Below are 24,507 nucleotides of genomic sequence, written 5' to 3'. Positions count from 1 at the left end.
ACCGCTTCCTCGTCTCATCCGGCGGCCGGCGGCCGCGCGCCCACGCGGGCCGGGGTGCGGAGGTGCTCGCCGACGCGCTTGACCAGCCGGGCCATCTCGTAGGCCACCAGGCCGATGTCGGCGGTCACGGCGGTCAGGAGGGCGAGGCAGGAACCGTCTCCGGCGGCGGCCACGAACAGGAAGCCGTCGTCCATCTCGACCATCGTCTGGCGCACTCCGCCGGCCCCGAAGTGCCGGCCCACGCCCTTGGCGAGGCTGTGGAAGCCGGAGGCGACCGCCGCCAGGTGCTCGGCGTCCTCGCGGCCGAGCCCACCGGAGGCCCCCACGGCGAGTCCGTCGTTGGAGAGCACCACGGCGTGCCGTACGTCGCCGACGCGGAGCACCATGTCGTCGAGCAGCCAGTCGAGTTCGCCGGATCGCCGGCCGGTCCCGGTGCGCGGTTCTCGGATCATGCGGGGTCTCCTTCGGTGCTGTGCTTCGCGGGACCGGGGGCCGTGCCGGGGCCGGGAGGTCTGCCGCCGCCGCGCGCCCAGCCGTCGCGGTAGGCCGCCATGCGGTCCCGTACGAGTTCGGGGGTGCGGTCGTCCCGGCCGTCCTGCCGCGGGGGCGGGGGTGTTTCGGGCCGGGCGTCGCGCAATTGCGGGGCGAGGCTGGCCTGGCGTACGCGGCGCGGGAGGTCGTCGGAGCCGGCCGGCTCCTCGTCCGGGCGGTGCAGTCGCAGGGTGGCGACTCCTCGGGGTCGGTCCGAGGCGGTGCCCCGCGCGGTGTCGGTGGTGCGGTGCGGCAGGTCGGTGCCGGTGTCCGCCGTGGCGACGGGGCCGTCCACCGTGCCGGCCACGGGGGCGGTCAGCGCCCGCCGGTCGTCCGGGGCGGGGACGGCCTCGGGGCGCGGGACGTCGTCGGGCACCCGCGCGGAGGTGTGCGGCTCCGGCCGCGGTGCCTTCCGGGCGGGGCCGTCGGCGGGCGGTTCCGCCGTGCCGTCGTCCAGCAGGGCGACGGGGAGCAGGACGACCGCGGTGGTGCCGCCGTACGGGGAGGTCGTCAGGCGCACCTTGATGTCGTGCCGGGCGGCGAGCCTGCTGACCACGAACAGGCCGAGCCTGTCGCTGTCGAACAGGTCGAGCGCCTCGGACTCGGTGATGCGGCGGTTGGCCTCGGCGAGGGCCTCCTTGCCCATGCCGAGACCCCGGTCCTCGACCTCGACGGCATAGCCGTTGCCGACGGGTTCGCCGGTGACGCGTACGCGCGTGTGCGGGGGCGAGAACTGGGCCGCGTTCTCGATGATCTCGGCGAGCAGGTGGGTGAGGTCGGCGACGGCCGTGCCGACGACGGACGCCTCGGAGAGGCGGCGTACCTCCACGCGCGCGTAGTCCTCGACCTCGGACACCGCCGCGCGCACCACGTCGGTGAGCGGGACGGGCATGCGCCAGGCGCGGCCGGGGGCCGCTCCGGAGAGGATGATCAGGCTCTCCGCGTGGCGCCGCATCCGCGTGGTGAGGTGGTCGAGGCGGAAGAGGTCGCTGAGCTCACCGGGGTCGTCGGAGCGGCGTTCCATGCTGTCCAGGAGGCCGAGTTGCCGGTGGACGAGGATCTGGCTGCGGCGGGCGAGGTTGACGAAGACGCCGGAGATCCCGTCGGCCAGCTCCGCGCGCTCCACGGCGGCGCGCAGCGCGGCGCGGTGCACGGTGCCGAGGGCCTCGGCGACCTGGCCGGTCTCGTCCTGCGCGGGCGGCCCGGTCGGCGCCTCGGCCCGGATGTCGATCTCGCCGCCCGCGCGCAGTCGCCGCATGGCCTCGGGGAGTTTGCGGCGGGCGATCTCCAGGGCGTCGTTGCGCAGGCCGACCAGTTCGACCACGAGGCCCCGGCCGATGCGTACGGAGATGATGAGCGACGCGGCGACGGCGGCGAGCCCGAGGAGCACGGCGGCGCCGGCCGGGGTGAGCAGTCCGCGGGTGAACGGGTCGGTCCGGTCCGCGGCGCCGGCGCCCGCCTCGGTCTCGACGGTCCGCATGCCGTCCCGCACGCGCGCGTGCGCCGTGTCCCAGGCGTCCCGTGGGACGGCGTGGGCGGCCCGGGGGCCCGGCTCCGCGGCGAGGATCTTGTCCTCGGCGGTGTAGAGGACGGCGTAGTCGCGGCTGTCGGCGAGGGTCTGCCACGCGGTGCGGGCGGGGCCGCGCAGGTCGAGGGCGGCGGAGCCGGTGAGCGTGCGGCGCAGTTCGACGGCCCCGGTGAACTGCCGCAGCCGCTCCCCGCTGAGGCTGCCGTGCAGCCGGGCACTGGCCAGTACGGCGTGCTCCCGGGCCAGCGCCTCCCCCGCGCGGGAGAATTCGAGCCGCACGCGCGCGTCGGAACCGAGTTCGGCGTCCTGGATGCCGGTGAGTGCGCCACCGACGCCGAAGGCCGTGGAGATGGCGCTCGTGTACTGGCCGTACGTCTGGGTCCAGCCGACCCGTCCCTCGCGGAGCGCCGTCCGCAGCGGACCCAGCCGTTCGGCCGCGGTGACGAAGGCCTCGAGCCGGCCGGCCACCGCGCGGGGCAGTTCCTCGCCGTCGGCGACGGTCCGGTGCTCGCCGAGCCGCAGGTCCGCGACGGCCCGGTCGGTGCGCCGCGCCAGTTCCGTCAGTTCCTCGGGCCGTACCGAGGAGGCGTCGGTGGCACGGCGCACCGCGGCCGCCCGCTCGGTCTGAAGGGCGGTGACGGCGGCGGTGACCGGGGCCCGGACCGCGGCGTCCACGCGCTGGACCTGGCGCAGGCGGGAGACGTCCTGGGCGGTGGCCACGGTGGCGTGGGCCCACAGGGCGAGCAGGGAGACGACCGGCACCATCAACAGGCAGATGATCTTGGCGCGCACGGTGCGGGGGCCGGCGAGCCGGTGGCGCGCGGGTGTGGGTGCCGTGCCCGGGGCCGGCTCTTCCGGGGTGTGCGGGCCTTCGTCCGCCGGTGGTCCGGCGTGTGCGCGCCGGCCGCGCACGGGAGGCGGTGGCGGCGCCTCGGCGCGGGCTGTCGGGGTCCTCCGGTAGGTGCGCATGGACTCCTCGCTCGGGAGTGGTGCGTGGGGCGGGCCGGAACGGACGCCGGCGCCTCCGGGCGCGGTCAGTGGGCGGTGTGCTCGACCGGGCGCTGGGCCGAGGCGGATGCCTCGCTCTCCCTGGCCGTCGGGGACAGCGCCACGAAGGCCGAGGTGATGAAGAGGTAGGACCCGAGGCCGACGGCGAGCGGGAAGATGAACTGCATCGCCGTGGCGCCGGGCAGCGGCTCGCCGGAGGGCGTGACGCGGACGCTCACCGCGAACATCCCCGTGTAGTGCATGCTGCTGACCGCGGCGCCCATGATCAGGGAGGCGAGGGTGACCGCCACGGGCGACCGGATGTTGAGCGCGGCCCACAGGGCGGCCGTGGCCGCGACGACGGCGATGAGGACGGAGAGGCCGACGAGCACCGGGTCGTAGCTCACCTCGCCGTGCAGCCGCACGGCCGCCATGCCCAGGTAGTGCATGCTGGCGACGCCGAGACCGGTGGTGAGCCCGCCGAGCAGCAGTGCCCGGAACCGGTCGCGGCCGTGGCCGACGGCGAACACGCCGGCGCAGACGACGAGCATGGCGACGAGCAGGCTCGCGAGGGTGAGCGGCACGTCGTAGCGGATGCCGGTGCCGCTGACGGCGAATCCGAGCATGGCCACGAAGTGCATGGTCCAGATGCCCGTGCCGATCGCCGAGGCGGCGGTGATCAGCCAGTTGCGGCGCGCTCGGCCGTCGGCGGCGAGCGCGCGGACAGTGCAGCGCAGTCCGAGGGCGGCGCCGGTGCAGGCCATCGCGTACGACAGCGCGGGGGTAAGCCACCCCAGGGCGGCGTGGTCCAGGTGTCCCATGGCCCCGGGACGCTAGGGGGCGCGGGCGCGCGAAGGGGGCGCGTTTCGAAAGCGGTTGAAAGATGACGCGACCGTGCACCGGAACGACCGCGTCACGCTCGAACGTGCGCACAAGCGTGGCGCCCGCCCCGGTGAGGGATCATGCGGTGCATGAGCGACGACCACACACACGTCCAGGAGTTCTTCGGCGCGCGTGCCGCCGACTGGGACCGCCGTTTCCCCGACGACGGTCCGGCCTACGCGGCCGCGGTCGCCGAGCTCGGGCTGCGCGAGGGGGACCGGGTGCTCGACGCGGGCTGCGGCACCGGGCGGGCCCTGCCTCCGCTGCGTGCGGCCGTGGGGGCCTCGGGCGTGGTCCTCGGCGCGGATCTGACCCCGGCCATGCTGCGGGAGGCGGCACGGGCCGGACGGGACCGCGACGGGACGCTGCTGCTGACCGACGTCGCCGCGCTGCCGCTGCGCTCGTCCTCACTGGACGCCGTGTTCGCGGCGGGCCTGATCGCGCATCTGCCCGACCCGGCCGGGAACCTCCGCGAGATCGCGCGGGTGGTGCGGCCGGGAGGTGTGCTCGCCCTGTTCCACCCCATCGGCCGCGCGGCACTCGCCGCCCGGCAGGGCCGCGCGCTCACCCCGGACGACCTCCGCGCGGAGCCGAACCTCCGCGCGCTGCTGTCCCGTTCGGGCTGGCGTCCGACGTCGTACACCGACGAGGACACCCGCTTCCTCGCCCTGGCCGTCCGTGCGGACTGAGCCGTCGGCCGGGTGCCGGGCCACTCAGTCCGGGTGCCGCACCGGGCAGCCGCGCAGTCCCGGTACGGGGCTGGTGCCCAGGTCCGCCAGCCGGTAGCCGTTCGGATAGCCCTTGATCTCCCGGTTCTGCCGGGCGAAGTGCGGCGCGCGGCGCGGCGGCAGCAGTCGGACGGCGCGGCCCCGCAGCCGTACCGCGCGACGTACCCACGCGCGCGTGGCCGCGCTCGGTGGGGTGTAGCGGAACGCGCGCAGCAGGGGTTCGTCGAGCAGGGCGAGCGTGGCGGTGCGCAGCAACGGGGCGAGTGGACGCGGATACCAGGAGGCCATGAGGTCGAGCGTGGCGTCCGACACCCGGCGGGCGCCCTCGTCCCAGGCGAAGTGGGCCTCCTCGTAGGCGTCCAGGCAGCTTTCGAACTGCTCGTAGGACTCCGGGATGTCCTTGATGCCCATGTGCCGTCCCAGGGTCCGGTAGTGGACGGCACTGGCGACGATCTCGTGCCGTGACAGCCTGCGCCACCCGTAGGAGTCGATCCACCGCCTGGGCATGACCACGAACGTGCAGAGCACGTACCGCATGTCGTCGTCGGGGATGTCGTAGGCGTGGTGCATCCGGTTGATGCGGCGGATCGCGGTCCTGCCCGGGGTGCTGCCGAAGCCATGCTCCACGATGGCGTCGAGGAGGAGCGAGGTGTCGTCGTAGCGTTTCTGGGACCGTTCGGTGAGCTCCGCCGTCTCGGCGAGCAACCGGCCGATCCGGGGGACGGCGTAGGTGCGGTAGAGGGCCAGTTCCAGGGCCCGGGTGAAGTCCCAGGGGAACTCGTACGCCGAGCTGAGCCGGTAGATCTCCGTGGCTTCCCGGTGGGGGTCCATCCGCCGAATCCGTTCCAGCCGTTCGAAGCGCCGCACCGTGCTGCCCCCTTCATGTCGTCGAAGCCGCAACTCTACGTTGAGTAGCAGGAGATGAACGGTCCGCGAAGGCGACATGCGGCCCCCCGAAGCGTGGTCGATTCGCCCCGTCCGGCCGGAAACCTGCAGCTCCGGGCACGGCTGCGGGGGTCGTGACAAGCGGCTCGGGGTCGGCATATGGTGCGCGCCGATGGACGAACCGATGGGGAGGCTGGGATGGCCGGGACGGACGAGGAAGCCGTCGCCGCCGCGGACGACGCGCTCTATGTGCTCACGGCGGCGCTGCTGACGCCGGCGAAGTTCCCGAGCGTGCTGGGCGACGACTACCCCGAGGCGTGCGCGGCGCTCGGCCTTCCGCCACTCGCCGACGGGTACGGGCTGGTGCTCGGCCAGGACGGCGAGGGCGCCCGGTGGACCGTCGTCGTGGACGACGTCTCGCTGGTCGCCGTCGCGATCGCGGCCTGGGACTGCGGCATGGAGCAGGACCTGTCGCCGGACGAGCGCACGGTCGTCGCCGCGCTGCCCGGCTGGCCGCTCGCGGTGGCCGTCGCGGCGCCGAACGTGCCGGCGCCGCACGATCCCGGTCCCGATGTCGCCGACGGGCCCCCGCTGGCCCCGCCGGACGCTGGGGCCTGGGGGCCCGCCCAGCGTCGGCTGGGGGCGGACGAGATCGCGCTTCAGTGGGCGGTCTGGCGGGAGCGCGTCGACGACTCGGCGTTTCCGGAGCCGGCCGGCTCCGACCGGGCCGCCGAGGGCGCCGAGGAACCGGCGGAGGACGGCCCGAAGGACCAGGAGGCCGACGGCCACCGGGACGGGCAGCCACGCCACAGCGGCATCCGCCGCGTCCTCGCGGAGGCACGCGCGTATGTCGACTCGCCGCCGCCGCTCGGCCGGGTCCGCTCGTCCTTCGCACCGGGCGGTGCGCGCACCCTCCGTGCCGACGGGCCCGGCTGGTCGCTGGTGGCCCGGACGGACGACATCGCGTTCGTCCTGCTCGACGACGAACCCCGCGAGGTCCTGCCGGTGGGCCGGGGGCCGGAGCTGCCGGGCCTGCTGGAAGCGCTCGACCGGATGGCCGTACGACCGCTCTGAGCCGCGAGGGGTTCGGGGCAACGTCCCGGGGACGGGACGCCGGCGTGTGCTGAGACCCCACGTGCGGCTGTCGTTCCATGGGGCGCCAACCCATCGATGACGGCGAGGGCGGGCCCTCACCATGGGGCGGTTCCGCGATCGATTCCCTGCCCTCTTCCGTCGCTCGTCCTTTCGGAGGCCGTATGCGTCCCTCCCATGGCGTTCCGTTGCTCGCCGCCGTCCTCGCCGCGGCCGCCCTCACATCCCCGACTCCGGCCGGTGCGGCCGACAACGGTCACTGCGCGCGCCAGGACCGGGTGCGGGTGCCCGGCGCCGCGCATCAGCGCAGTGCGTGTCTGGCCGATCTGACCACCACGGGACTGGCCGGTACGCCGTACACCGACATGACCGACCAGGCGGGGCTGACCGCCGCGGCCACCCGGTCGCCCTCGGGCGTGCCCGGGGTGCAGATCGACGGCTACTTCCCGGACTCCTCCCGCTTCAACACCACCCACGGCTGGCGGCACGACGCGCAGTTCGTGATCCGGCTGCCGGACCGCTGGAACGGCGGGCTGGTCGTCACCGGCGCGCCCGGCAACCGCAAGCAGTACGCGACGGACAGGGCCATCTCCGACCAGGTGCTGGCACGGGGCTACGCCTACGCGTCGACGGACAAGGGCAACAGCGGCGTCGACTTCCACCTCGACGGGAAGCGGCCCGGTGACGCCGTCGCCGAGTGGAACGAGCGGACCACGCAGCTCACCCGTGCGGCCCGGCGCGCGGTGGCCCGGTACTACGGGCACGCCCCGCGCCGTACGTACATGACCGGCGTCTCCAACGGCGGCTACCTCACCCGCTGGCAGTTGGAGAACCATCCCGAGCTGTACGACGGCGGGGTGGACTGGGAGGGCACGCTGTGGGCCGCCGAGGGGCGCAACCCGCTGGTCTCCCTGCCGGTGGCGGTGGCCAGGACGTTCGGCGCGGCGACGGACGAGGACATGTACGAGGCGGGCTTCGCGCGGGGGTCCGAGTTCCTGTGGCCGTACCACGAGAAGACCTACTGGGGACTCACGCAGAAGATCTACCGCGCCGAGTTCGACCCGGCCCACGACCCCGGCTGCCCCGACCCCTCCGCCGGATCGACGACGGAGGAGATCCTGGCGCCGTGCCCCTCCGACGCCGCCTACGACTACGCCTCGCGCCCCGCCTCCGTGCACCGTGCCGTGGAACGCGTGGCGCTCACCGGGCGGATCGGACGGCCGATGATCACCCTGCACGGCGATCTGGACGCGCTGCTGCCCAAGTCCGTCGACTCCGATGTGTACGACCGCATGATCGAGTCGAGCGGCCGGGGGCGGCTGCACCGCTACTACACGGTGCAGGACGGCACGCACGCCGACGGGCTGTACGACACCCATCCGGACCGGCTGCGACCGATCCTGCCCTGCTACCGCTCGGCGTTCGACGCCCTGGTCGCGTGGGTGGAGCGCGGAGTCGCGCCGCCCGCGGACCGCACGATCGTCAGGCCCGCGGACGGCGACGTGGTCAACTCCTGCGCGCTGGACTCCGGTGAGGCGGTGACGCCGTAGCGCCTCAGCGGCCCAGCTCCTTGCGCGAGACACGGCGCAGCCTGCGCCGCTGTGCGGGGTCCAGGGCGAGGTACGCGGCGGCCGGAACTCCCAGGACTATCAGAAGCGCGGCCCACCAGGGCAGCCAGATGAGCAGGACGAGTCCGGCCGCCACACCCCCCGCGGCGATCTTGGCGTTCTTCGACATGAGTGTCGCCTCCTTCGCGGCCACTGCCGCTCTCTGCCGTGAAAACGGGCCCGCGCCCGCCACGGTTCCGGACCGCGACCCTGAGACGTCCCTGAGGTGCGCCCCCTAAGGTCTCCGGGAGCCCGTCGTGACCCTCCCGTCCGGGAGGCTCACGACGCGCCTCCATGGTGACCCGGATCACAGCAGAGGCATACCCGGGCGACGCCGCTCATGCTGTACCCTCGGCGACTCCGGCTTCACTAGTCAAGTTTGAGGACTTGTCATCTCTGTGCAGACGCCTTCCCCGGCCCTGTCCCCCGCCCACTCCGAACCGGCCCGGTGTGCCGTCGTATTCCTCCCCGGTGACCCCGCCCGGACCGGTCGGTTCGCGTTCTGGCGGCCCGACGGCTCGGCTCCTCCCTTCGCCGTGGACGGGGCGTGGGACGAGGACCTGACCGTGGCCGTTCCCGGCGACGAAGGGATCGAGGTGGTACGGGTGCCCGCCACCGTGCTGCCCGTGCACGCCGCGCTTCCGCTGCTCACGCGCGCGCGTGCCGGTGGTGCGGGGCACCGGGCCGCCCTGTTCTGGGGCGCCGCCGCCGTGCACGCCCTCCACCTGGTGGCGCGCGGACTGCTGCTGCCCGGTCTCTCCCCGGCCGACCACGACGCCTGGCGCGTCGGCCCGCTGGACGCGGAGGACGTCGAGGCGGTCCGCCGGCTCGCCGCCGCGATGCCGCCGGAGGCGCACGCGGTACCGCTGGACGGCACCGGCCCGCCGCGTCTGCACGATCCCGAACGGCTGCTGCGTGCCTTCCTCGACGCGGTCGCCGACTCCCTCCCCCGCACCCCCGCCGCCCACCTCGCGACCGGCACGGCCGCCTTCGCGGCACCGCGACCGCAGCGGCTGCCCGGACTGCGCGACTGGGCCGCCGACATCGCCGCGGGACACGACGCGGGCGTACGGCTGTCGCTGCGCATCGAGGTGCGCGGGCTGCCGGACGCGACGGACCCCGCCGCCGACGACGCGGACGTGTCCTTCCGGGCCGTCCTCCAGATGCACGGCGTGGGCGACCCCGCCCTCGTCGCGGACGCGGGCGAGGTGTGGGCCGGGACCGCCGGCGCGGCCTTCGGCTCCACCGCGCGGATGGACGCCCTGCTCGCGCTGCGCCGCGCGGCGCGTGCCTGGGCACCGCTCGCCCCTCTGCTGTCGGCGACCGTGCCGGACGCGGTGGACCTCGCGGACGAGGAGGTCACCGAACTCCTCGGCGAGGGCACCCGGGCGCTCGCCGGCGCGGGCGTCGACGTGCACTGGCCCAAGGATCTGGTCCGCGAACTCACCACCCGCGCGGAGGTCGGCCCCGCCGACGACGGGGCCGCGCCGGAAAGGGCGGGCTTCGCGGACGGGCCGTCGTTCCTGTCGGCCGACGCGCTGCTGGCCTTCGACTGGTGGTTCGCCCTGGGCGACCGACGGCTCACGCGCGAGGAGCTGGACCGGCTCGCGGAGGCGAACCGTCCCCTCGTGCGGCTGCGCGACCAGTGGGTCCTGATCGACCCTCAAGAACCGGCCCGGGCCCGTGCGCGCCAGGACCACAAGATCACTCCGGTCGACGCGCTCGGTGCGGCCCTGACCGGCTCCGTGGAGGTCGACGGCAGCCGGATCGAGGTACGGCCCACCGGCTGGCTGGCGGCGCTGCGGGACCGGCTCGCGGAGCCCGAGTCCCAGGAGCCCGTCGAACAGCCAGCCGCCCTCGCCGCCACCCTGCGGGACTACCAGCGGCGCGGCCTGACCTGGCTGGCCCGGACCACCTCCCTGGGTCTGGGCTGCTGTCTCGCCGACGACATGGGGCTCGGCAAGACCGTCACCCTGATCGCGCTGCACCTGCACCGCCAGACCGCTCCGGAGTCGGCCGGCCCCACCCTCGTGGTCTGCCCGACCTCCCTGATGGCCAACTGGCAGCGGGAGATCGAGCGGTTCGCGCCCGGAGTGCCGGTGCGCCGCTTCCACGGTGCGCGGCGGACGCTGGACGGACTGGCCGACGGCGAGTTCGTGCTCACCACGTACGGCACCATGCGGCTGGACGCCTCCCGGCTGGCCGACGTCCCCTGGGGCATGGTCGTCACCGACGAGGCCCAGCACGTGAAGAACCCGTACTCCTCGACGGCCCGTCAGCTGCGCACCATCGGCGCACGCGCGCGCGTGGCGCTCACCGGTACGCCGGTGGAGAACAACCTGTCGGAGCTGTGGGCGATCCTCGACTGGACGACCCCGGGACTGCTGGGCCGGCTCGGCACCTTCCGGCGGCGGTACGCGGACGCCGTCGAGGGCGGGCAGGACCCGGCCGCGGCGGAACGGCTGGCCCGGCTGGTACGGCCGTTCCTGCTGCGCCGCCGCAAGTCGGACCCGGGGATCGCGCCCGAGCTGCCACCCAAGACCGAGACCGACCACGCGGTGTCGCTCACCCCGGAGCAGACGGCGCTGTACGAGGCCGTGGTGCGCGAGGCGCTGGCCGAGATCTCCGGCGCCGACAGCATGGCGCGGCGCGGGCTGATCGTGAAGCTGCTGACCGGTCTGAAGCAGATCTGCAACCACCCGGCGCAGTACCTCAAGGAGGAGCGGCCGGTGGTCGCCGGGAGGTCCGGAAAGCTGGAGCTGCTGGACGAACTCCTCGACACGGTCCTCACCGAACAGGCCGGCGTTCTGGTGTTCACGCAGTACGTGCAGATGGCGCGGCTGCTGGAACGGCATCTTGCCGCGCGGGGCGTGCCGACCCAGTTCCTGCACGGCGGCACACCGGTCGCCGCGCGTGAGGCGATGGTGCGCCGTTTCCAGGACGGCGAGGTTCCGGTCTTCCTGCTGTCGTTGAAGGCGGCGGGCACGGGGCTGAACCTCACCCGCGCGGAGCACGTCGTGCACTACGACCGCTGGTGGAACCCCGCCGTCGAGGCGCAGGCGACGGACCGCGCGTACCGCATCGGCCAGACCCGGCCGGTGCAGGTGCACCGCGTCATCGCCGAGGGGACCATCGAGGACCGTATCGCCGCGCTGCTGGTGCGCAAGCGTGAGCTGGCCGACGCGGTGCTCGGCTCCGGCGAGGCGGCGCTCACCGAACTGACGGACGCCGAGCTGGCGGATCTGGTCGAGCTGCGAGGGGGACCGCGATGAACCGGTACGACACCGACGGGGCCGACATGGAGCGCACCTTCGCCGCGCTGCCGCCCGCGCGGGGGCGTGGTTTCACGCAGACCTGGTGGGGCCAGGCCTGGCTGACGGCGCTGGAAGGTACGGCACTGGACTCCGGGCAGCTCAAGGCGGGCCGCCGGCTGGCACGCGCGGGAGCGGTCGGCGCGGTGTCGGTACGGCCGGGGCGCATCACGGCGGTCGTACAGGACCGGGACCGTACGGCGCACCGCGCGGACGTGCTGTTGCAGGAGCTGTCCGAGGAGCAGTGGGACCGGTTCCTGGCCATGACCGTGGAACGGGCCGGGCATGTCGCGGCCCTGCTGGACCGGGAGATGCCGACGCATCTGGTCGAGGACGCGGAGCTGGCCGGCGTCGAACTGCTGCCGGGCCTCGGCGATCTGGAGCCGAAGTGCGACTGCGATGCCTGGGACCACTGCGGTCACACGGCGGCGCTGTGCTACCAGGTGGCCCGGCTGCTGGACCACGACCCCTTCGTCCTGCTGCTGATGCGGGGACGTGGTGAACGCGCCCTGCTGGAGGCGCTCCGGACGCGGGGGGAGACGTCCGCCGGGCGGCCCGCCGGGGGCGCGGAGGGGGTGGACGCGGCCGAGGCGTACGCGGCCGGCGACATCCTGCCCTCGCTGCCGGCTGCTCCCGCGCTGCCCGCGGAGCCCGGGGTCCCCCCGGCCCTGGACACGGAGACCGCGCCGCCCGCCGGAATCGATCCGTCCGCACTGGAGTTCCTGGCCGCCCGGACCGCCGTACGGGCGCATCGCCTGCTGGCGGAGGCGCTCCGCGACGGGCACGAACGGCAACCCGTTGAGTCGGCACCGGCACCGGCACCGGAAGCGACCGTCGCGTGGGACGCGGTGCGGCTGGCCGCCGGGGAGCCCGGCCGCGCGGTTGCCGACCGGCTGGCCGAGGGATCGGGGCGCGGCCGGGAGGGGCTGGCGGTGGCCGTGAGTGCCTGGCGGCACGGCGGTACGGCGGCACTGGCGGTGCTCGACGAGGAGTGGACGGTCGACGGGGAGCGGCTGGCACGCGCGCGTGCCGCACTGGACTCGGCGTGGGACGACGACGAGCGCCCGGCGCTTCGGGCCCGGGCCAACCGGTGGACGGTCGTCGGTGAGCCCGTCCAACTGCGTCTGGGGCGCGAGGGCCGCTGGTGGCCGTACCGCGAGGAACACGGCCGATGGGTCCCGGCGGGAGGCTCCTCCCAGGACCCGGCGACGGCCCTGGCCACGGCGGAGGGATCGACCGGGGAGTGACTCGCCAGGGGGTGTCCGCGAAGTCCCGCCTGCCCGGCGACGCCTGGCCGGAGCACGCACCGGTCGCCGCGAGGCCCGCCCTCCGGGCGGACGACGCGACTTCGCGGACACCCCCGGGCCGTCAGGGCAGTTCCGGCAGGAGTGACTCCAGGCCGCTCGGGAGGTTGCTGGGCAGGTCGGTCGGCAGGTCGCTCGGGAACTCGGACGGCAGCTCCGTGGGGAAGCCGGACGGCAGCCGGCTGGGAAGGCCGCTGGGCAGTTCGGAGGGGAGGCCCGGTGACTCCTCGGGCGAGCCGTGGGTCCCCGTGCTGCTGCCCGGCTCCCGGTCCGGCGAGTCGTCGTCCCCCGTGGCCATCACCACGACGAGGGCCACGGCCGCCACGGCCACGATCGCGGCGAGCAGGATGAGCACCGTCCTGCGCCTGCCGGCCGGCTCCGGCGGGTGGGGCGGCGGTCCGAAACCGCCGCCCGGGGGCGGTGTGTCGTCCGGCGGCTGAGGCGGTACGGGGGGCATGGCCATACGCGCCATGGTCCCCGCGAGGACCGGCCCCGCGCGAAGACGCCGCGCGGAAGTTGATACGGACTCAGGGCACGCCCGCCATGATTCCGGCGTACTCCGCGCGGAGCGCACGCCGTCACGCGCGTGGGGGTGCGGCCGTCCCATGACCACATCGGGACGGCCGCACCCCCACGGCCGGGTCTCAGCCGCGAGCGGCCAGCAGGTGGTCCATCGCCAGCTGGTCGAGGCGCTCGAAGGCCATGCCCCGGGCCGCCGCCGCATCGACGTCGAAGTCCTCGAAGGCGGAGCGGTCGTCGAGCAGGGCCTGGAGGCCGTCGGCCGCCGTGGGCTGGGCCAGCTGGTCCAGACGGGCGGCGCGCAGCGCCTCCTGCACCTCCGGGTCGGCGCGGAACGCGGCCGCGCGCTCCTTGAGGATCAGGTAGTTGCGCATGCAGCCGGCCGCCGACGCCCACACGCCGTCGAAGTCCTCGGTCCGCGGCGGCTTGAAGTCGAAGTGCCGCGGGCCCTGGTACCCGGCCGACTCCAGCAGGTCCACCAGCCAGAACGCGGCCCGCAGGTCGCCCGCGCCGAAGCGGAGGTCCTGGTCGTACTTGATGCCGTTCTGCCCGTTGAGGTCGATGTGGAACAGCTTGCCCGCCCACAGGGCCTGCGCGATGCCGTGCGGGAAGTTGAGGCCGGCCATCTGCTCGTGGCCCACCTCGGGGTTCACGCCGTACAGCTCCGGGCGCTCCAGGCGCTCGATGAACGCCAGGGCGTGGCCGACGGTGGGGAGCAGGATGTCGCCGCGCGGCTCGTTCGGCTTGGGCTCGATGGCGAAGCGGATGTCGTAGCCCTGGGAGGTGACGTACTCGCCGAGCAGGTCGAAGGCCTCCTTCATGCGGTCGAGGGCGTCCCGCACGTCCTTGGCGCCACCGGACTCGGCGCCCTCACGACCGCCCCAGGCCACATAGGTCTCGGCACCGAGCTCGACCGCGAGGTCGATGTTGCGGATGGTCTTGCGGAGCGCGTAGCGGCGCACGTCGCGGTCGTTGGCGGTGAAGCCGCCGTCCTTGAACACCGGGTGGGTGAACAGGTTGGTCGTCGCCATCGGCACCTTCATGCCGGTGTCGTCCAGCGCCTGCCGGAACCGCTTGATGTGCTCCTCGCGCTCGCTGTCGCTCGAGCCGAAGGGGATGAGGTCGTCGTCGTGGAACGTGACGCCGTGGGCGCCCAGCTCGGCCAGGCGCCGCACCGACTCGACCGGGTCGAGGGCGCGCCGCGTGGCGTCACCGAAGGGGTCCCGTCCCTGCCAGCCGACGGTCCACAGTCCGAAGGTGAACTTGTCCTCGGGGGTGGGCTGGTAGTTCATGCCGCGGCTCCTTGCTCGCTCGGGCTATTTCGTCATGGCGGTTTACAAATTAGTATGCAGGAACATTTCTGGGAAGAGACACACCCCGCCGAGTCGCGGAAGAGGGAGAGACCGATGTCAGCAGCCGAGGGTCCGCTCGTCGTCGGCGTGGACACATCCACGCAGTCCACCAAGGCGCTGGTCGTCGACGTCGCCACCGGCAGGGTCGTCGCGAGCGGCCAGGCACCGCACACGGTGACCTCGGGGGCGGGCCGGGAAAGTGATCCGCGCCAGTGGTGGGACGCCCTGTCCGAGGCGCTGCGGCAGTGCGGCGAGGCCGCGCACGAGGCCGCCGCGGTGTCGATCGGCGGGCAGCAGCACGGCCTGGTCAGCCTGGACGAGCACGGTGAGCCGGTCCGCCCGGCGCTGCTGTGGAACGACGTGCGTTCCGCGCCGCAGGCCGCCCGGCTGATCGAGGAACTGGGCGGCGCGAAGTTCTGGGCCGAGCGCACCGGAAGCGTGCCGGCCGCCTCCTTCACGGTCACCAAGTGGGCCTGGCTGGCGGAGCACGAGCCGGACGCGGTGCGCGCCACCAAGGCGGTCCGGCTCCCCCACGACTACCTCACCGAGCGGCTCACCGGGCAGGGCACGACCGACCGCGGCGACGCCTCCGGCACCGGGTGGTGGGCCTCGGGGACGGAGGCGTACGACGAGGAGATCCTCGCGCACGTCGGCCTCGACCCGGCGCTGCTGCCGCGTGTGGTGCGTCCCGGTGAAGTCGCGGGGACCGTGCGCGACAGCCACGACCTGCCGTTCTCCAAGGGCACCCTGGTCGCGTGCGGCACCGGCGACAACGCCGCCGCCGCGCTCGGCCTCGGGGTGCGTCCGGGCACACCGGTGATGAGCCTGGGCACCTCGGGCACCGTGTACGCGGTGACGCAGCGCAGGCCGGCCGACCCGACCGGCACGGTGGCGGGCTTCGCCGACGCGCGCGGCGACTGGCTGCCGCTGGCCTGCACGCTCAACTGCACGCTGGCCGTGGACCGGGTCGCCACCCTGCTGGGCCTGGACCGCGAGGCCGTGGAGCCCGGCCACGGCGTCACGCTGCTGCCCTTCCTGGACGGCGAGCGCACCCCGAACCTCCCCAACTCCTCCGGTCTGCTGCACGGGCTGCGTCACGACACCACCGGCGGCCAGCTGCTCCAGGCCGCCTACGACGGTGCCGTGTACTCCCTGCTGGCCGCGCTCGACCTCGTCCTCGACGAGGACGCCGACCCGTCGGCGCCCCTGCTGCTGATCGGCGGCGGCGCGCGGGGCACGGCCTGGCAGCAGACCGTGCGGCGGCTGTCGGGGCGGCCCGTGCAGGTGCCCGAGGCCAAGGAGCTGGTCGCGCTCGGCGCGGCGGCCCAGGCGGCGGGGCTGCTCACCGGGGAGGACCCGGCCGCGGTCGCCCGGCGCTGGAACACGGCGGCGGGCCCGGTGCTGGAGGCCGTGGAGCGGGACGAGGAGACGCTGGCCAGACTGGCCGGGGTACTCTCCGACGCGGCCCCGCTGCTGGACCGGGGCACGGACACCGACTGACGGCGGCCGCTCCCGCGACACGGGCCCCGGCGCCCACCAGGCAGCACCACTCGACGACGGCAGAGACCGAGGAACGACGGAGGAATGAGCGCACCGCCGCACAAGGCCCGCCCGGCCGGTCCGGGGCGCGCGCTGCCCGACACCCAGCAGGGCATGCGCCGCCGCAACCTGTCGCGGGTGATGCACACCGTCAGCGCCGAGGGGCCGCTGTCCCGGGCCGCCGTCGCCTCACGCATCGGCCTGACCCGCGCGGCGGTGTCCACGCTGGTCGACGAGCTCATCCGCTCGGGTCTGCTGGAGGAACTGGGGCCCGAGCGGCCGGGGCGCGTGGGCCGTCCCGGCTCGGCGCTGGCGGTCAGCGGGCACGGCCCCGCGGGGATCGGCGCCGAGGTCGGCGTGGACCATCTCGCGGTCTGCGCGGTCGACCTGCGCGGGCGGGTCCGGGCGCGGGCGGTGCGGCACGTCCCGAACCGGGACCGCTCCCCCGAGCCGGTGCTCGGGGAACTGACCGGGCTGATAGGGCGGGTCGTCGCCGAGGCGGAGCGCGAGGGCCTGTGGCCGGCGGGGCTCGCCGTGGCCGTACCCGGTCTGGTGGCGCGTGACGCGCGTACCGTCGTCCGCGCCCCGAACCTCGGCTGGCAGAGCACGGACCTCGGCGAGCTGCTGCCCGCGGGGCTGCCGCTCACCGTGGCCAACGAGGCCAACTTCGGTGCCCTCGCCGAACTGTGGCTCGGCGAGGACACCCCGCGCGACTTCCTCCATGTGTCGGCCGAGATCGGTATCGGTGCCGCGGTCGTCGTGGACGGGCGGCTGCTGCACGGCAACCGCGGCTTCGCGGGAGAGTTGGGCCACGTGCCCGTGCGGCCCGACGGACCGGAGTGCGCCTGCGGCGGACGCGGCTGTCTGGAGCAGTACGCCGGCGAGGAGGCGGTGCTGCGCGCGGCCGGACTGGAGCCCGGCGAGGACCGCGTCGGACTTCTCGCCGGGCGCGCCGAGCAGGGCGACAAGGACGTGCGGCGTGCCCTGGAGGACGCGGGAACGGCGCTCGGGATCGCGCTGACCGGGGCGGTCAATCTGCTGGACCCCGAGAGCGTGGTGCTGGGCGGAGCGCTGTCCGGGCTCGCGCCCTGGCTGCTGCCCTCACTGCGGTCGGAACTGGCGCGCCGCACGGCGGGACCGGCCTGCCCCGTCTCCGTCTCCCCGCTGGGCCCCGAGGGCCCGCTGCTCGGCGCGGCGCACTCGGTGGTCCGGGGAGTGCTGGACGACCCGGCGCAGGTGGCCGAGCGGGCCTGAGCCGGCCGGCCCCGCCACCTCACCGGTCGATTACGAATCGCCCAACTACTGGTTGCCGGGCGGTGAGCAGGCGACGATGAGGGTATGACACCGGCGCAGCGTGCCATGGAGCGACTGCTCACATGGTCCGATCTCACGGCCTGTACGGCAGGTTGCGGCACGGGGCAGGCGCTCCGTACCGCCCGTGACGAGATCGTCCACTTCCACTCCGCGCGGGACGTGGACCTCCACCTCACCCGGCGCGCCATCCAGCGGTTCCACTACGACCTGGGCGGGTCGAGTGCCATACAACTGGTCCCGGGCTCCAGTTGGGTGACGGTGCATCTGGACTGCGCCACCGACGTGGACCTGCTGCTGAGTCTGGTGAGCGTCGCCCTGAAGGCGCACCAGCACAGGTCCCCGTCCCCGCTCCCGGCGCCCGCCGGGTGCAACTTCCACCGCGTCACCGTGCTGCCGCGGGACGCGGTGACCGAACGCTGAACGGCGCCCGGTCCGGTGGCCTCACGGCCGCAGACCGCCGACGATGTCGGCGGTCGCCGTGAGACCGCTGTGGATCGTGGGCGCGATGCTCGTGCTGGCCAGGTAGAACCCGAGCAGCAGACAGACCAGCGCGTGGGAGATCTTCAGCCCGCCGTTGCGCAGGAAGATCACCGCCAGGACCGAGAGCAGCAGCACCACAGAGATGGAAATGGCCATCGTCAACCTCCTCCGCCACATCCGTTTCGCGGCGTTCGGCCGCAAGTGTGGCGTAGCGGAGGGTTCGTCCGGGCGGCTGAGCTGTCCTCCGAACGTGTGGTGTCACGCCCCCCGGTAGGCGTCGAGGAATGATTCGAGTCCTGCCAGGTCGTCGGTGTTGAGGTGGTCGACGTCCGCCGCGACCAGTTCCCCCCAGAGCGCGTCACGCGCGGGGCCGGGCAGGTCCGGGGTGGCCCAGAACCGCACCCGCTGCCCGCGCGCGTGGGCGGTGCCCACGATGTCGCGCAGTTTCCGGCGCTCGGCGTCGGGGAAGGCGCCGACGCCCCGCCAGGTGAAGTTGAGCGTCCAGTTGTCGCTGATCAGCGGGACGAAGGAGGCCGGCGCGGTGCTGCCGAGGTCGGTGAGCCGGCCGTCGTAGAAGGCGCTGCGCACCCGCTGGGCCTCCATGGGCGCGCGGGCCGCGCGGTCACCGGAGACGACGGCGGTGACCGCGCCGGGGCGCACCCGGCCGTGCGCGTAGGTGGTGAACAGGTGCCGGTAGCGGCGCAGACGGCGGTCGAGTTCGAGGTAGGTGGACGCGCCCTCGGTCTTGATGTCGATCAGCAGCTGGAGCGGCCGGCGGTGACCGCGGTACACCGAGCCGTGGTTCGCGCGGACCCGCGCGGTGAGCGGGTCGAGGTAGAGGGACTCGAGGGTGCGGGACGGGTCGAGGTCCTCGGGGTCGTGGGCGACGAGGAGTTGGCCGCCGACCAGGTAGATGTCGGCCTCGACGCTGCCGAAGCGGTGGTCGAGGGCGTCGAGGAGGGGACGGGGGTGCTCGTAGTCGTTGTGGGCGTGGGCGCGCCACAACGGGCGCGGGTGGTGCTTCCGTTCGCCGGCCAGCGCCTGGGTCGCGGGGAGGGCGACGGTACCGGCGAGGGTGGCGCCGAGGGTGGTGAGGGCTCTGCGACGGGTGGTGAGGGCCATGCTCTGCCTCCCTGGAAGGGCCGTACGGGACCAATGGGGGCCCCGCCCGGTCGAGTGAGTTCGAGACTGGGGGAGAGTATGAGGGGCCGGGGTGTCCAAGGAGCAGGGCCGTGCGGGGAGTTGGCCGATCCGCCGTCGGGCGTTCACTTCTCCGCACCGGGAGGGCGTGAAGAAGCCCGCCCCCCGAGGGGGACGGGCTTCTTCGCGTCGATCCGGCCGGTCAGGGCGCTCGCAGGTCGACCAGCTCGGCCAGTGCCCCGCGGTGTGCGCCCGCCGTGCCGTAGGCGATCGAGTCGGCCTTGGCGCGCTTGAGGTGGAGGTGGACCGGGTGTTCCCAGGTCATGCCGATGCCGCCGTGCAGTTGCAGTGCCTCCTCGGCGGCCCGGACCGCGACGGGCGCGGCGTAGGCCTGGGCGACGGCCGCCGCCACGTCGGCGTCCTCGCCGGTCGCGAGCGCGTCGGCGGCGTTGCGGGCGGCGGCGCGGAGGTTGACGACCTCCAGCCACAGCTGGGCGAGCCGGTGCTTGAGCGCCTGGAAGCCGCCGACGGGGCGGTTGAACTGCGTGCGGTCCTTCAGATGGCGGACGGTCTCGGTCAGCGCCCAGTCGGCGGACCCGAGCTGTTCGGAGGCGAGCAGTCCGGCGCCGGCCCGCAGGGCGCGGCGTACGGCGACGTCGGCGTCGCCCAGCCTGCGCCCGGCCGCACCGTCCAGGGCCACGCGTGCCACCGGACGGGTCAGGTCGAGGGAGACCTGAGGAGTGACGGTGACCGTGTCGGCCTCCACCGCGTACAGGCCGCCGTCGTCGGCCGGGACGAGCAGTACGTCGGCGACGGCGGCGTCCGCGACGCCCGTCAGTTCGCCGCGCAGCACGCTCCCCTCCGCCGTCACGGTGGTGAACGGGGCGCCGGGAGCGGTGTGCAGGCCGACGGCGAGGGCGCCGATCCGCCGCCCGGACGCCAGCTCCGCGAGCAGGTCGCCACCGTCCTCACAGGCCAGCAGCGCCTCGGTCGCGACGACCGCGCTCGTCAGATACGGCACGGGGGCCACGGCGCGCCCCAACTCCTCCAGTACGACGGCGGCTTCGCGGTGGGTGGCGCCCTGGCCGCCCTTGTCCTCGGGCACCAGCAGGCCGGCCAGGCCCATGCCGTCGGTGAGCGACTTCCACAGGGACAGGTCGTGCGGGGCGTCCGACTCGGCGCGGGCGATCACCCCGGCGGCGTCGCAGTGGTCGGTGAGCAGGTCCCGGACGGCGGCGCGCAGCGCCTCCTCCTCTTCCGAGTACAGCAGGTCGGGCTGGGTGCGCTGCGTCGTCATCGGGCCAGGTCCTTCCAGGCGACGTCCTTGTCGGTGCGCGGCTCGGCGGGCAGGCCCAGGACGCGCTCGGCGACGATGTTGAGCAGGACCTCGCTGGTCCCGCCCTCGATGCTGTTGCCCTTGGAGCGGAGGTAGCGGTAGCCGGCGTCGCGGCCGGTGAAGTCGACCAGTTCGGGGCGGCGCATGGTCCAGTCGTCGTACAACAGGCCCTCCTCGCCGCGGAGTTCCACCTCCAGGCCGCTGATCTCCTGGTTGAGGCGGGCGAAGGCCAGCTTCATGCCGGCGCCCTCGGGGCCGGGCTGTCCGGCGACGAGCTGCTGGCGGAGGCGTTCACCGGTGAGCCGGGCGGCCTCGGCCTCGACCCAGAGCTTCAGCAGCCGCTGGTGCAGATCGTGGGTGCGCAGTCCGGGGCGTTCGCGCCAGGTCCTCGAGACCGGGCCGATCATGCCGCCCTCGCGGGGCAGCCGCATACCGCCGATGGCCACGCGCTCGTTGTTCAGCGTGGTCTGCGCCACCCGCCAGCCGTCGCCGACCTCACCGAGGCGTCGGGAGTCGGGGATGCGGACGTCGGTGAGGAACACCTCGTTGAACTCGGCCTCGCCGGTGATCTGGCGCAGCGGCCGCACCTCGACCCCGGGGTCGGTCATGTCGCAGACGAAGTAGGTGATGCCCCGGTGCTTGGGCACGTCCGGGTCGGTACGGGCGATGAGGATGGCCCAGCGGGCCAGGTGGGCGCTGGACGTCCACACCTTCTGCCCGTTGACCGTCCAGTCCTCGCCCTCCCGCACGGCGCGGGTGCCGAGCGCCGCCAGGTCCGATCCGGCGCCCGGCTCGCTGAACAGCTGGCACCAGACCTCCTCGCCGGTCCACAGCGGCTTCAGGAACCGCCGCTTCTGCTCCTCAGTGCCGTACTGGAGGATCGTCGGCGCGGCCATGCCCAGGCCGATGCCGATGCGGCGCGGGTCGTTGTCGGGTGACCCCGCGGCCTCCAGTTCGGCGTCCACGACGGCCTGGAGGGAGCGTGGGGCGCCCAGCCCGCCGAGCCCCTCGGGGAAGTGCACCCAGGCGAGTCCGGCGTCGAAGCGGGCGCGCAGGAAGTCCAGGCGCTCCGTGTCGGCGGGGGGATGCGCGGCCAGGAACTCCCGGGTACGGCGGCGCAGTTCGGCGGCGTCGGTCATGCGGCGGCTCCGTTCTCCAGCGAGGGCAGCACGGCGACGCGTCCGGTGGTGACGCCGTCCGCGACCCGCTGCACGGCGTCGGCGGCCCCGGCGAGCGGCACGCGCTCGCTCACCAGCGGCTTGATCGCGCCCCGCGCGGCGAGGTCGGTGAGCTGCTCGTGGCAGTGCTGGACCAGCTTCGGGTTCTTGGTGTTGTAGAGGCCCCAGTGCAGGCCGACGATCGAGTAGTTCTTCACCAGGGCGTGGTTGAGCGCCGGGCTCGGGATGGAACCGCTGGCGAATCCGACGACGACGATCCGCCCCTCGAAGGCGACGACCTTGGCGGACTGGGCGTAGGCCTGGCCGCCGACCGGGTCGTAGACCACGTCGGCGCCCCGGCCGCCGGTGGCCTCCTTGACCGCGGCGACGACGTCCTGCTCGCGCCGGTCGATCACCACGTCGCAGCCCAGCTCGCGGGCGACGGCCGCCTTCTCGGCGCCGCCGACGACGCCGACGACGGTGGCGCCCGCCGCCTTGCCGAGCTGCACGGCCGCGCTGCCGACCCCTCCCGCGGCAGCGTGGACGAGCAGGGTCTCGCCGGCCTCCAGACCGGCCCGGCGGTGCAGCCCGAACCAGCCGGTCTGGTAGCCGATGTGCAGGGCGGCGGCCTGGGCGTCGTCCAGCGCGTCCGGCGCGGGCAGCAGCGCGGCGGCGTCCGCGACGGCGTACTCGGCGAAACCGCCGTACGGCAGCGCCGGGTTGGCGATCACGCGGCGCCCGTCCTCCGTCTCGCCGCAGATCTCCACGCCCGGGGTGAACGGCAGGGGCGGCCGGACCTGGTACTGGCCCCGGCACATCAGCGCGTCCGGGAAGTTGATGTTGGCGGCACGCACCTTCAGCAGGACCTGCCCGTCACCGGGCGTCGGCCGCGCCACGTCCGCGAGGCGCATCACCTCGCCCGGCTCGCCGAGCTCATGCACTTGCCATGCCTGCATACGGGGCCTCCACGGGGCTGTGAACGTCGTGTTCGCCTGACCGGGTCCACCGCATACTAAGCGGTCGCTTGCCGACAGGGGAACACCCTCGTCCGTCACGCCCGCTTCGGCCGCGCCCGCACATGCATCCGCTCCCCCTGGGGGCCGAACAGGCTGAGAAATTCCGCGGGCCCCTCGCCCGTGGACCCGAACCAGTGCGGCACGCGCGTGTCGAACTCGGCCGCCTCCCCCGCCACCAGCACCACGTCGTGCTCGCCGAGCACCAGCCGCAGCTTGCCGGACAGCACGTACAGCCACTCGTAGCCCTCGTGGGTGCGGGGCTCGGGCTCGAGCCTGCGCTTCGGTTCGAGCACCTTGTACGCCTGGAGCCCGCCGGGCTGGCGGGTGAGCGGCCAGTGGGTGCGCCCGCCCCAGACGATCGGCTCGGAGCGGACGCGGGGGTCGCCGACCGGCGGGGCCCCGACCAGTTCGTCCAGCGGCACCTGGTGGGCCTGCGCGATCGGCAGCAGCAGTTCGAGGCTGGGTTTGCGCAGTCCGGACTCCAGGCGGGAGAGGGTGCTGACGGAGATGCCGGTCGCCTCGGACAGTGCCGCCAGGGTGACCTCCCGCTCCTTCCTGATCCGCCGCAGCCGGGGGCCCACATCCGCGAGAACGTCGTCCGTAGTCATACCGGTATTGCAGGTTCGGCAAAGTTGTTTGTCAATCCGGCACCGGTTGGGCGACCGTCGTCGTGGAGGTGGTCACGATGAACGGGACACACGGGAACGCGACACACGGGAACGAGACGTACGACGTGGTCGTCGTCGGGGGCGGGGCGGCGGGGCTGTCGGCCGCGCTGGTGCTGGGCCGGGCCCGGCACCGCACGCTGGTCGTCGACGCGGGCGAGCCGCGCAACGCGCCCTCGTCGCACATGCAGGGCTATCTGACCCGGGACGGGATGTCGCCGGCCGAGTTCCTGGCGCTGGGCCGGGAGGAGATCGCGGGCTACGGGGTGGAGCTCGTCCGGGACCGGGTGACGGACGTCACCAGGGGCGAGGACTTCACCGTCGTACTCGACGCGGGAGGGACCGTGCGCGCGCGACGGCTGGTCGTCGCGACGGGCCTGAAGGACGAGCTGCCGGCAGTCCCCGGGGTCGCCGAGCGGTTCGGGCGGGACGTGCTGCACTGCCCGTTCTGCCACGGCTGGGAGGTGCGCGACGAACCGTTCGGCGTGCTCGCGTCGAGCGCGGCGAGCGTGCACCAGGCGCTGATGGTGTCCCAGTGGTCGAAGGACGTGACCTTCTTCCTGCACCAGGTCGCCGAGGAGGAGCTGTCCGACCAGGATCTGCGCCGGCTGGCCGCCGCCGGGGTCGACGTGGTGCCCGGTGAGGTCGCGGAGCTGGTGGTCGAGGACGACCGGCTCACCGGGGTGCGGCTGGCCGACGGCACCACGCACGCGCGGTCCGTGCTGTTCGTCGGGCCGCGCCCGGTGCCGCAGACCGGCCTGCTGGAGCGGCTGGGAGCCGAGCTGAACGAGACGCCGTTCGGCGCGTACCCGGTCGTCGACCCGACCGGTCTTACCACGGTCCCTGGCGTCTGGGCGGCGGGCAACGCGATCGGTTTCGCCGAGCAGGTGGTGCACGCGGCGAGCGGCGGCTACCGCGCGGCGGCCGCGATCGTCGGGGACCTTCTGATGACCGGCCTCGACGCCTGAGCTGCGGGCAGTCGTGCCGCTGGGGCGGCACGGGTGGGCGCAGCGGCACCCGGCGAGCGCCGGTAGAGCGGTGTTGGTGCGGGGGGATTGCGCGGCCCGGCGCCAACGAGGTGCCGTCGCGCCCACCTGGGTGGACGGATGGCCGGCCGCACGGCCGGGGTGTGGA

The 24,507-nt window shown here is 74.2% G+C and carries 22 protein-coding genes; 9 read left to right on the top strand and 13 right to left on the bottom strand.

Annotated features, from left to right (window positions below):
- Positions 1-14: 14 nt before the first annotated feature.
- From ACZ470_RS27220 to ACZ470_RS27210, 3 genes are all read right to left on the bottom strand, one after another.
- Positions 15-452, bottom strand: coding sequence for a roadblock/LC7 domain-containing protein (locus ACZ470_RS27220; protein ID WP_468431338.1), 438 nt, complete (start codon positions 450-452; stop codon positions 15-17).
- Entirely contained in the window at positions 449-3,028 is a 2,580-nt protein-coding gene (locus tag ACZ470_RS27215) for a sensor histidine kinase (RefSeq protein WP_468431336.1), read from the bottom strand. The genes ACZ470_RS27220 and ACZ470_RS27215 overlap by 4 nt, the downstream gene beginning before the upstream one ends.
- Positions 3,029-3,093: 65 nt before the next feature.
- A complete protein-coding gene (locus tag ACZ470_RS27210; RefSeq protein WP_468431334.1) occupies positions 3,094-3,867 on the bottom strand; it encodes an MHYT domain-containing protein in 774 nt (257 codons plus the stop codon).
- A 150-nt stretch (positions 3,868-4,017) separates the two neighbouring features.
- Here ACZ470_RS27210 and ACZ470_RS27205 point away from each other — a divergent pair, with 150 nt between their 5' ends.
- The gene (locus ACZ470_RS27205) at positions 4,018-4,617 is read left to right on the top strand and encodes a class I SAM-dependent methyltransferase (protein WP_468431332.1); all 600 of its coding nucleotides are present in this window, start codon (positions 4,018-4,020) and stop codon (positions 4,615-4,617) included.
- A 24-nt stretch (positions 4,618-4,641) separates the two neighbouring features.
- Here ACZ470_RS27205 and ACZ470_RS27200 read toward each other — a convergent pair whose 3' ends face one another.
- Positions 4,642-5,523 carry an oxygenase MpaB family protein gene (locus tag ACZ470_RS27200; protein ID WP_468431330.1) on the bottom strand — a complete coding sequence of 294 codons (882 nt, stop codon included), beginning with the start codon at positions 5,521-5,523 and terminating at the stop codon, positions 4,642-4,644.
- 216 nt (positions 5,524-5,739) lie between these two features.
- Here ACZ470_RS27200 and ACZ470_RS27195 point away from each other — a divergent pair, with 216 nt between their 5' ends.
- The gene (locus tag ACZ470_RS27195; RefSeq protein ID WP_468431328.1) at positions 5,740-6,615 is read left to right on the top strand and encodes a hypothetical protein; all 876 of its coding nucleotides are present in this window, start codon (positions 5,740-5,742) and stop codon (positions 6,613-6,615) included.
- A 182-nt stretch (positions 6,616-6,797) separates the two neighbouring features.
- Complete coding sequence (locus ACZ470_RS27190) at positions 6,798-8,183, top strand: tannase/feruloyl esterase family alpha/beta hydrolase (protein ID WP_468431326.1); 1,386 nt, start codon at positions 6,798-6,800, stop codon at positions 8,181-8,183.
- A 4-nt stretch (positions 8,184-8,187) separates the two neighbouring features.
- Here ACZ470_RS27190 and ACZ470_RS27185 read toward each other — a convergent pair whose 3' ends face one another.
- On the bottom strand, positions 8,188-8,370 hold the full coding sequence (locus ACZ470_RS27185) for a hypothetical protein (protein ID WP_468431324.1): 183 nt from the start codon (positions 8,368-8,370) through the stop codon (positions 8,188-8,190).
- A 268-nt stretch (positions 8,371-8,638) separates the two neighbouring features.
- On the opposite strand from ACZ470_RS27185, the gene ACZ470_RS27180 reads away from it, so the two are divergent.
- Together ACZ470_RS27180 and ACZ470_RS27175 are read left to right on the top strand one after the other, a co-directional pair.
- Positions 8,639-11,512, top strand: coding sequence for a DEAD/DEAH box helicase (locus ACZ470_RS27180; RefSeq protein WP_468431322.1), 2,874 nt, complete (start codon positions 8,639-8,641; stop codon positions 11,510-11,512).
- A complete protein-coding gene (locus ACZ470_RS27175; RefSeq protein ID WP_468431320.1) occupies positions 11,509-12,798 on the top strand; it encodes an SWIM zinc finger family protein in 1,290 nt (429 codons plus the stop codon). Before ACZ470_RS27180 ends, ACZ470_RS27175 begins: the two co-directional genes overlap by 4 nt.
- A 121-nt stretch (positions 12,799-12,919) precedes the next feature.
- Here the strand turns inward: ACZ470_RS27175 and ACZ470_RS27170 are convergent, their stop codons facing one another.
- Together ACZ470_RS27170 and xylA are read right to left on the bottom strand one after the other, a co-directional pair.
- Positions 12,920-13,318: a hypothetical protein gene (locus ACZ470_RS27170; protein ID WP_468431319.1), complete on the bottom strand. Its 399-nt coding sequence runs from the start codon at positions 13,316-13,318 to the stop codon at positions 12,920-12,922.
- A gap of 181 nt (positions 13,319-13,499) precedes the next feature.
- Positions 13,500-14,666 carry a xylose isomerase gene (xylA, locus tag ACZ470_RS27165; protein ID WP_468431317.1) on the bottom strand — a complete coding sequence of 389 codons (1,167 nt, stop codon included), beginning with the start codon at positions 14,664-14,666 and terminating at the stop codon, positions 13,500-13,502.
- Between the two features lie 114 nt (positions 14,667-14,780).
- On the opposite strand from xylA, the gene xylB reads away from it, so the two are divergent.
- The 3 genes from xylB (at position 14,781) to ACZ470_RS27150 (ending at position 17,999) form a co-directional block, all read left to right on the top strand.
- Positions 14,781-16,226 (top strand): xylulokinase, encoded by a 1,446-nt coding sequence (xylB, locus tag ACZ470_RS27160; RefSeq protein WP_468431315.1) that lies wholly within the window; start codon positions 14,781-14,783, stop codon positions 16,224-16,226.
- Between the two features lie 84 nt (positions 16,227-16,310).
- The gene (locus ACZ470_RS27155; protein WP_468431314.1) at positions 16,311-17,519 is read left to right on the top strand and encodes an ROK family protein; all 1,209 of its coding nucleotides are present in this window, start codon (positions 16,311-16,313) and stop codon (positions 17,517-17,519) included.
- A gap of 84 nt (positions 17,520-17,603) precedes the next feature.
- A complete protein-coding gene (locus ACZ470_RS27150) occupies positions 17,604-17,999 on the top strand; it encodes a luciferase domain-containing protein (protein WP_468431312.1) in 396 nt (131 codons plus the stop codon).
- A gap of 21 nt (positions 18,000-18,020) precedes the next feature.
- Here ACZ470_RS27150 and ACZ470_RS27145 read toward each other — a convergent pair whose 3' ends face one another.
- The 6 genes from ACZ470_RS27145 to ACZ470_RS27120 form a co-directional block, all read right to left on the bottom strand.
- The gene (locus ACZ470_RS27145) at positions 18,021-18,215 is read right to left on the bottom strand and encodes a hypothetical protein (RefSeq protein WP_073934709.1); all 195 of its coding nucleotides are present in this window, start codon (positions 18,213-18,215) and stop codon (positions 18,021-18,023) included.
- A 102-nt stretch (positions 18,216-18,317) separates the two neighbouring features.
- Positions 18,318-19,181: a phosphatidylinositol-specific phospholipase C/glycerophosphodiester phosphodiesterase family protein gene (locus tag ACZ470_RS27140; RefSeq protein WP_468431310.1), complete on the bottom strand. Its 864-nt coding sequence runs from the start codon at positions 19,179-19,181 to the stop codon at positions 18,318-18,320.
- Between the two features lie 220 nt (positions 19,182-19,401).
- The gene (locus ACZ470_RS27135; protein ID WP_468431308.1) at positions 19,402-20,496 is read right to left on the bottom strand and encodes an acyl-CoA dehydrogenase family protein; all 1,095 of its coding nucleotides are present in this window, start codon (positions 20,494-20,496) and stop codon (positions 19,402-19,404) included.
- A complete protein-coding gene (locus ACZ470_RS27130) occupies positions 20,493-21,674 on the bottom strand; it encodes an acyl-CoA dehydrogenase family protein (protein ID WP_468431307.1) in 1,182 nt (393 codons plus the stop codon). The genes ACZ470_RS27135 and ACZ470_RS27130 overlap by 4 nt, the downstream gene beginning before the upstream one ends.
- Positions 21,671-22,648, bottom strand: a complete 978-nt coding sequence (locus ACZ470_RS27125; protein WP_468431305.1) for an NADPH:quinone oxidoreductase family protein — start codon at positions 22,646-22,648, stop codon at positions 21,671-21,673. The genes ACZ470_RS27130 and ACZ470_RS27125 overlap by 4 nt, the downstream gene beginning before the upstream one ends.
- A gap of 95 nt (positions 22,649-22,743) precedes the next feature.
- The gene (locus ACZ470_RS27120) at positions 22,744-23,316 is read right to left on the bottom strand and encodes a helix-turn-helix domain-containing protein (RefSeq protein WP_468431303.1); all 573 of its coding nucleotides are present in this window, start codon (positions 23,314-23,316) and stop codon (positions 22,744-22,746) included.
- Positions 23,317-23,393: 77 nt separating this feature from the next.
- Between ACZ470_RS27120 and ACZ470_RS27115 the strand changes: the two genes are divergently transcribed.
- Positions 23,394-24,341 carry an NAD(P)/FAD-dependent oxidoreductase gene (locus ACZ470_RS27115; protein ID WP_468431301.1) on the top strand — a complete coding sequence of 316 codons (948 nt, stop codon included), beginning with the start codon at positions 23,394-23,396 and terminating at the stop codon, positions 24,339-24,341.
- Positions 24,342-24,507 lie beyond the last annotated feature (166 nt).

The organism is Streptomyces sp. NPDC031111 (assembly GCF_055570675.1).
The sequence above is the reverse complement of the archived record's forward strand: the minus strand, read 5'-3'. Positions and strand labels throughout refer to the sequence as shown.

Bases quoted from the DNA above. Each gene is read 5' to 3' on its own strand.
- ACZ470_RS27220 (WP_468431338.1), bottom strand. From the start codon at position 452: ATGATCCGAGAACCGCGCACCGGGACCGGCCGGCGATCCGGCGAACTC.
- ACZ470_RS27215 (WP_468431336.1), bottom strand. From the start codon at position 3,028: ATGCGCACCTACCGGAGGACCCCGACAGCCCGCGCCGAGGCGCCGCCA.
- ACZ470_RS27210 (WP_468431334.1), bottom strand. From the start codon at position 3,867: ATGGGACACCTGGACCACGCCGCCCTGGGGTGGCTTACCCCCGCGCTG.
- ACZ470_RS27205 (WP_468431332.1), top strand. From the start codon at position 4,018: ATGAGCGACGACCACACACACGTCCAGGAGTTCTTCGGCGCGCGTGCC.
- ACZ470_RS27195 (WP_468431328.1), top strand. From the start codon at position 5,740: ATGGCCGGGACGGACGAGGAAGCCGTCGCCGCCGCGGACGACGCGCTC.
- ACZ470_RS27190 (WP_468431326.1), top strand. From the start codon at position 6,798: ATGCGTCCCTCCCATGGCGTTCCGTTGCTCGCCGCCGTCCTCGCCGCG.
- ACZ470_RS27185 (WP_468431324.1), bottom strand. From the start codon at position 8,370: ATGTCGAAGAACGCCAAGATCGCCGCGGGGGGTGTGGCGGCCGGACTC.
- ACZ470_RS27175 (WP_468431320.1), top strand. From the start codon at position 11,509: ATGAACCGGTACGACACCGACGGGGCCGACATGGAGCGCACCTTCGCC.
- ACZ470_RS27170 (WP_468431319.1), bottom strand. From the start codon at position 13,318: ATGGCCATGCCCCCCGTACCGCCTCAGCCGCCGGACGACACACCGCCC.
- xylA (WP_468431317.1), bottom strand. From the start codon at position 14,666: ATGAACTACCAGCCCACCCCCGAGGACAAGTTCACCTTCGGACTGTGG.
- xylB (WP_468431315.1), top strand. From the start codon at position 14,781: ATGTCAGCAGCCGAGGGTCCGCTCGTCGTCGGCGTGGACACATCCACG.
- ACZ470_RS27155 (WP_468431314.1), top strand. From the start codon at position 16,311: ATGAGCGCACCGCCGCACAAGGCCCGCCCGGCCGGTCCGGGGCGCGCG.
- ACZ470_RS27150 (WP_468431312.1), top strand. From the start codon at position 17,604: ATGACACCGGCGCAGCGTGCCATGGAGCGACTGCTCACATGGTCCGAT.
- ACZ470_RS27145 (WP_073934709.1), bottom strand. From the start codon at position 18,215: ATGGCCATTTCCATCTCTGTGGTGCTGCTGCTCTCGGTCCTGGCGGTG.
- ACZ470_RS27140 (WP_468431310.1), bottom strand. From the start codon at position 19,181: ATGGCCCTCACCACCCGTCGCAGAGCCCTCACCACCCTCGGCGCCACC.
- ACZ470_RS27135 (WP_468431308.1), bottom strand. From the start codon at position 20,496: ATGACGACGCAGCGCACCCAGCCCGACCTGCTGTACTCGGAAGAGGAG.
- ACZ470_RS27130 (WP_468431307.1), bottom strand. From the start codon at position 21,674: ATGACCGACGCCGCCGAACTGCGCCGCCGTACCCGGGAGTTCCTGGCC.
- ACZ470_RS27125 (WP_468431305.1), bottom strand. From the start codon at position 22,648: ATGCAGGCATGGCAAGTGCATGAGCTCGGCGAGCCGGGCGAGGTGATG.
- ACZ470_RS27120 (WP_468431303.1), bottom strand. From the start codon at position 23,316: ATGACTACGGACGACGTTCTCGCGGATGTGGGCCCCCGGCTGCGGCGG.
- ACZ470_RS27115 (WP_468431301.1), top strand. From the start codon at position 23,394: ATGAACGGGACACACGGGAACGCGACACACGGGAACGAGACGTACGAC.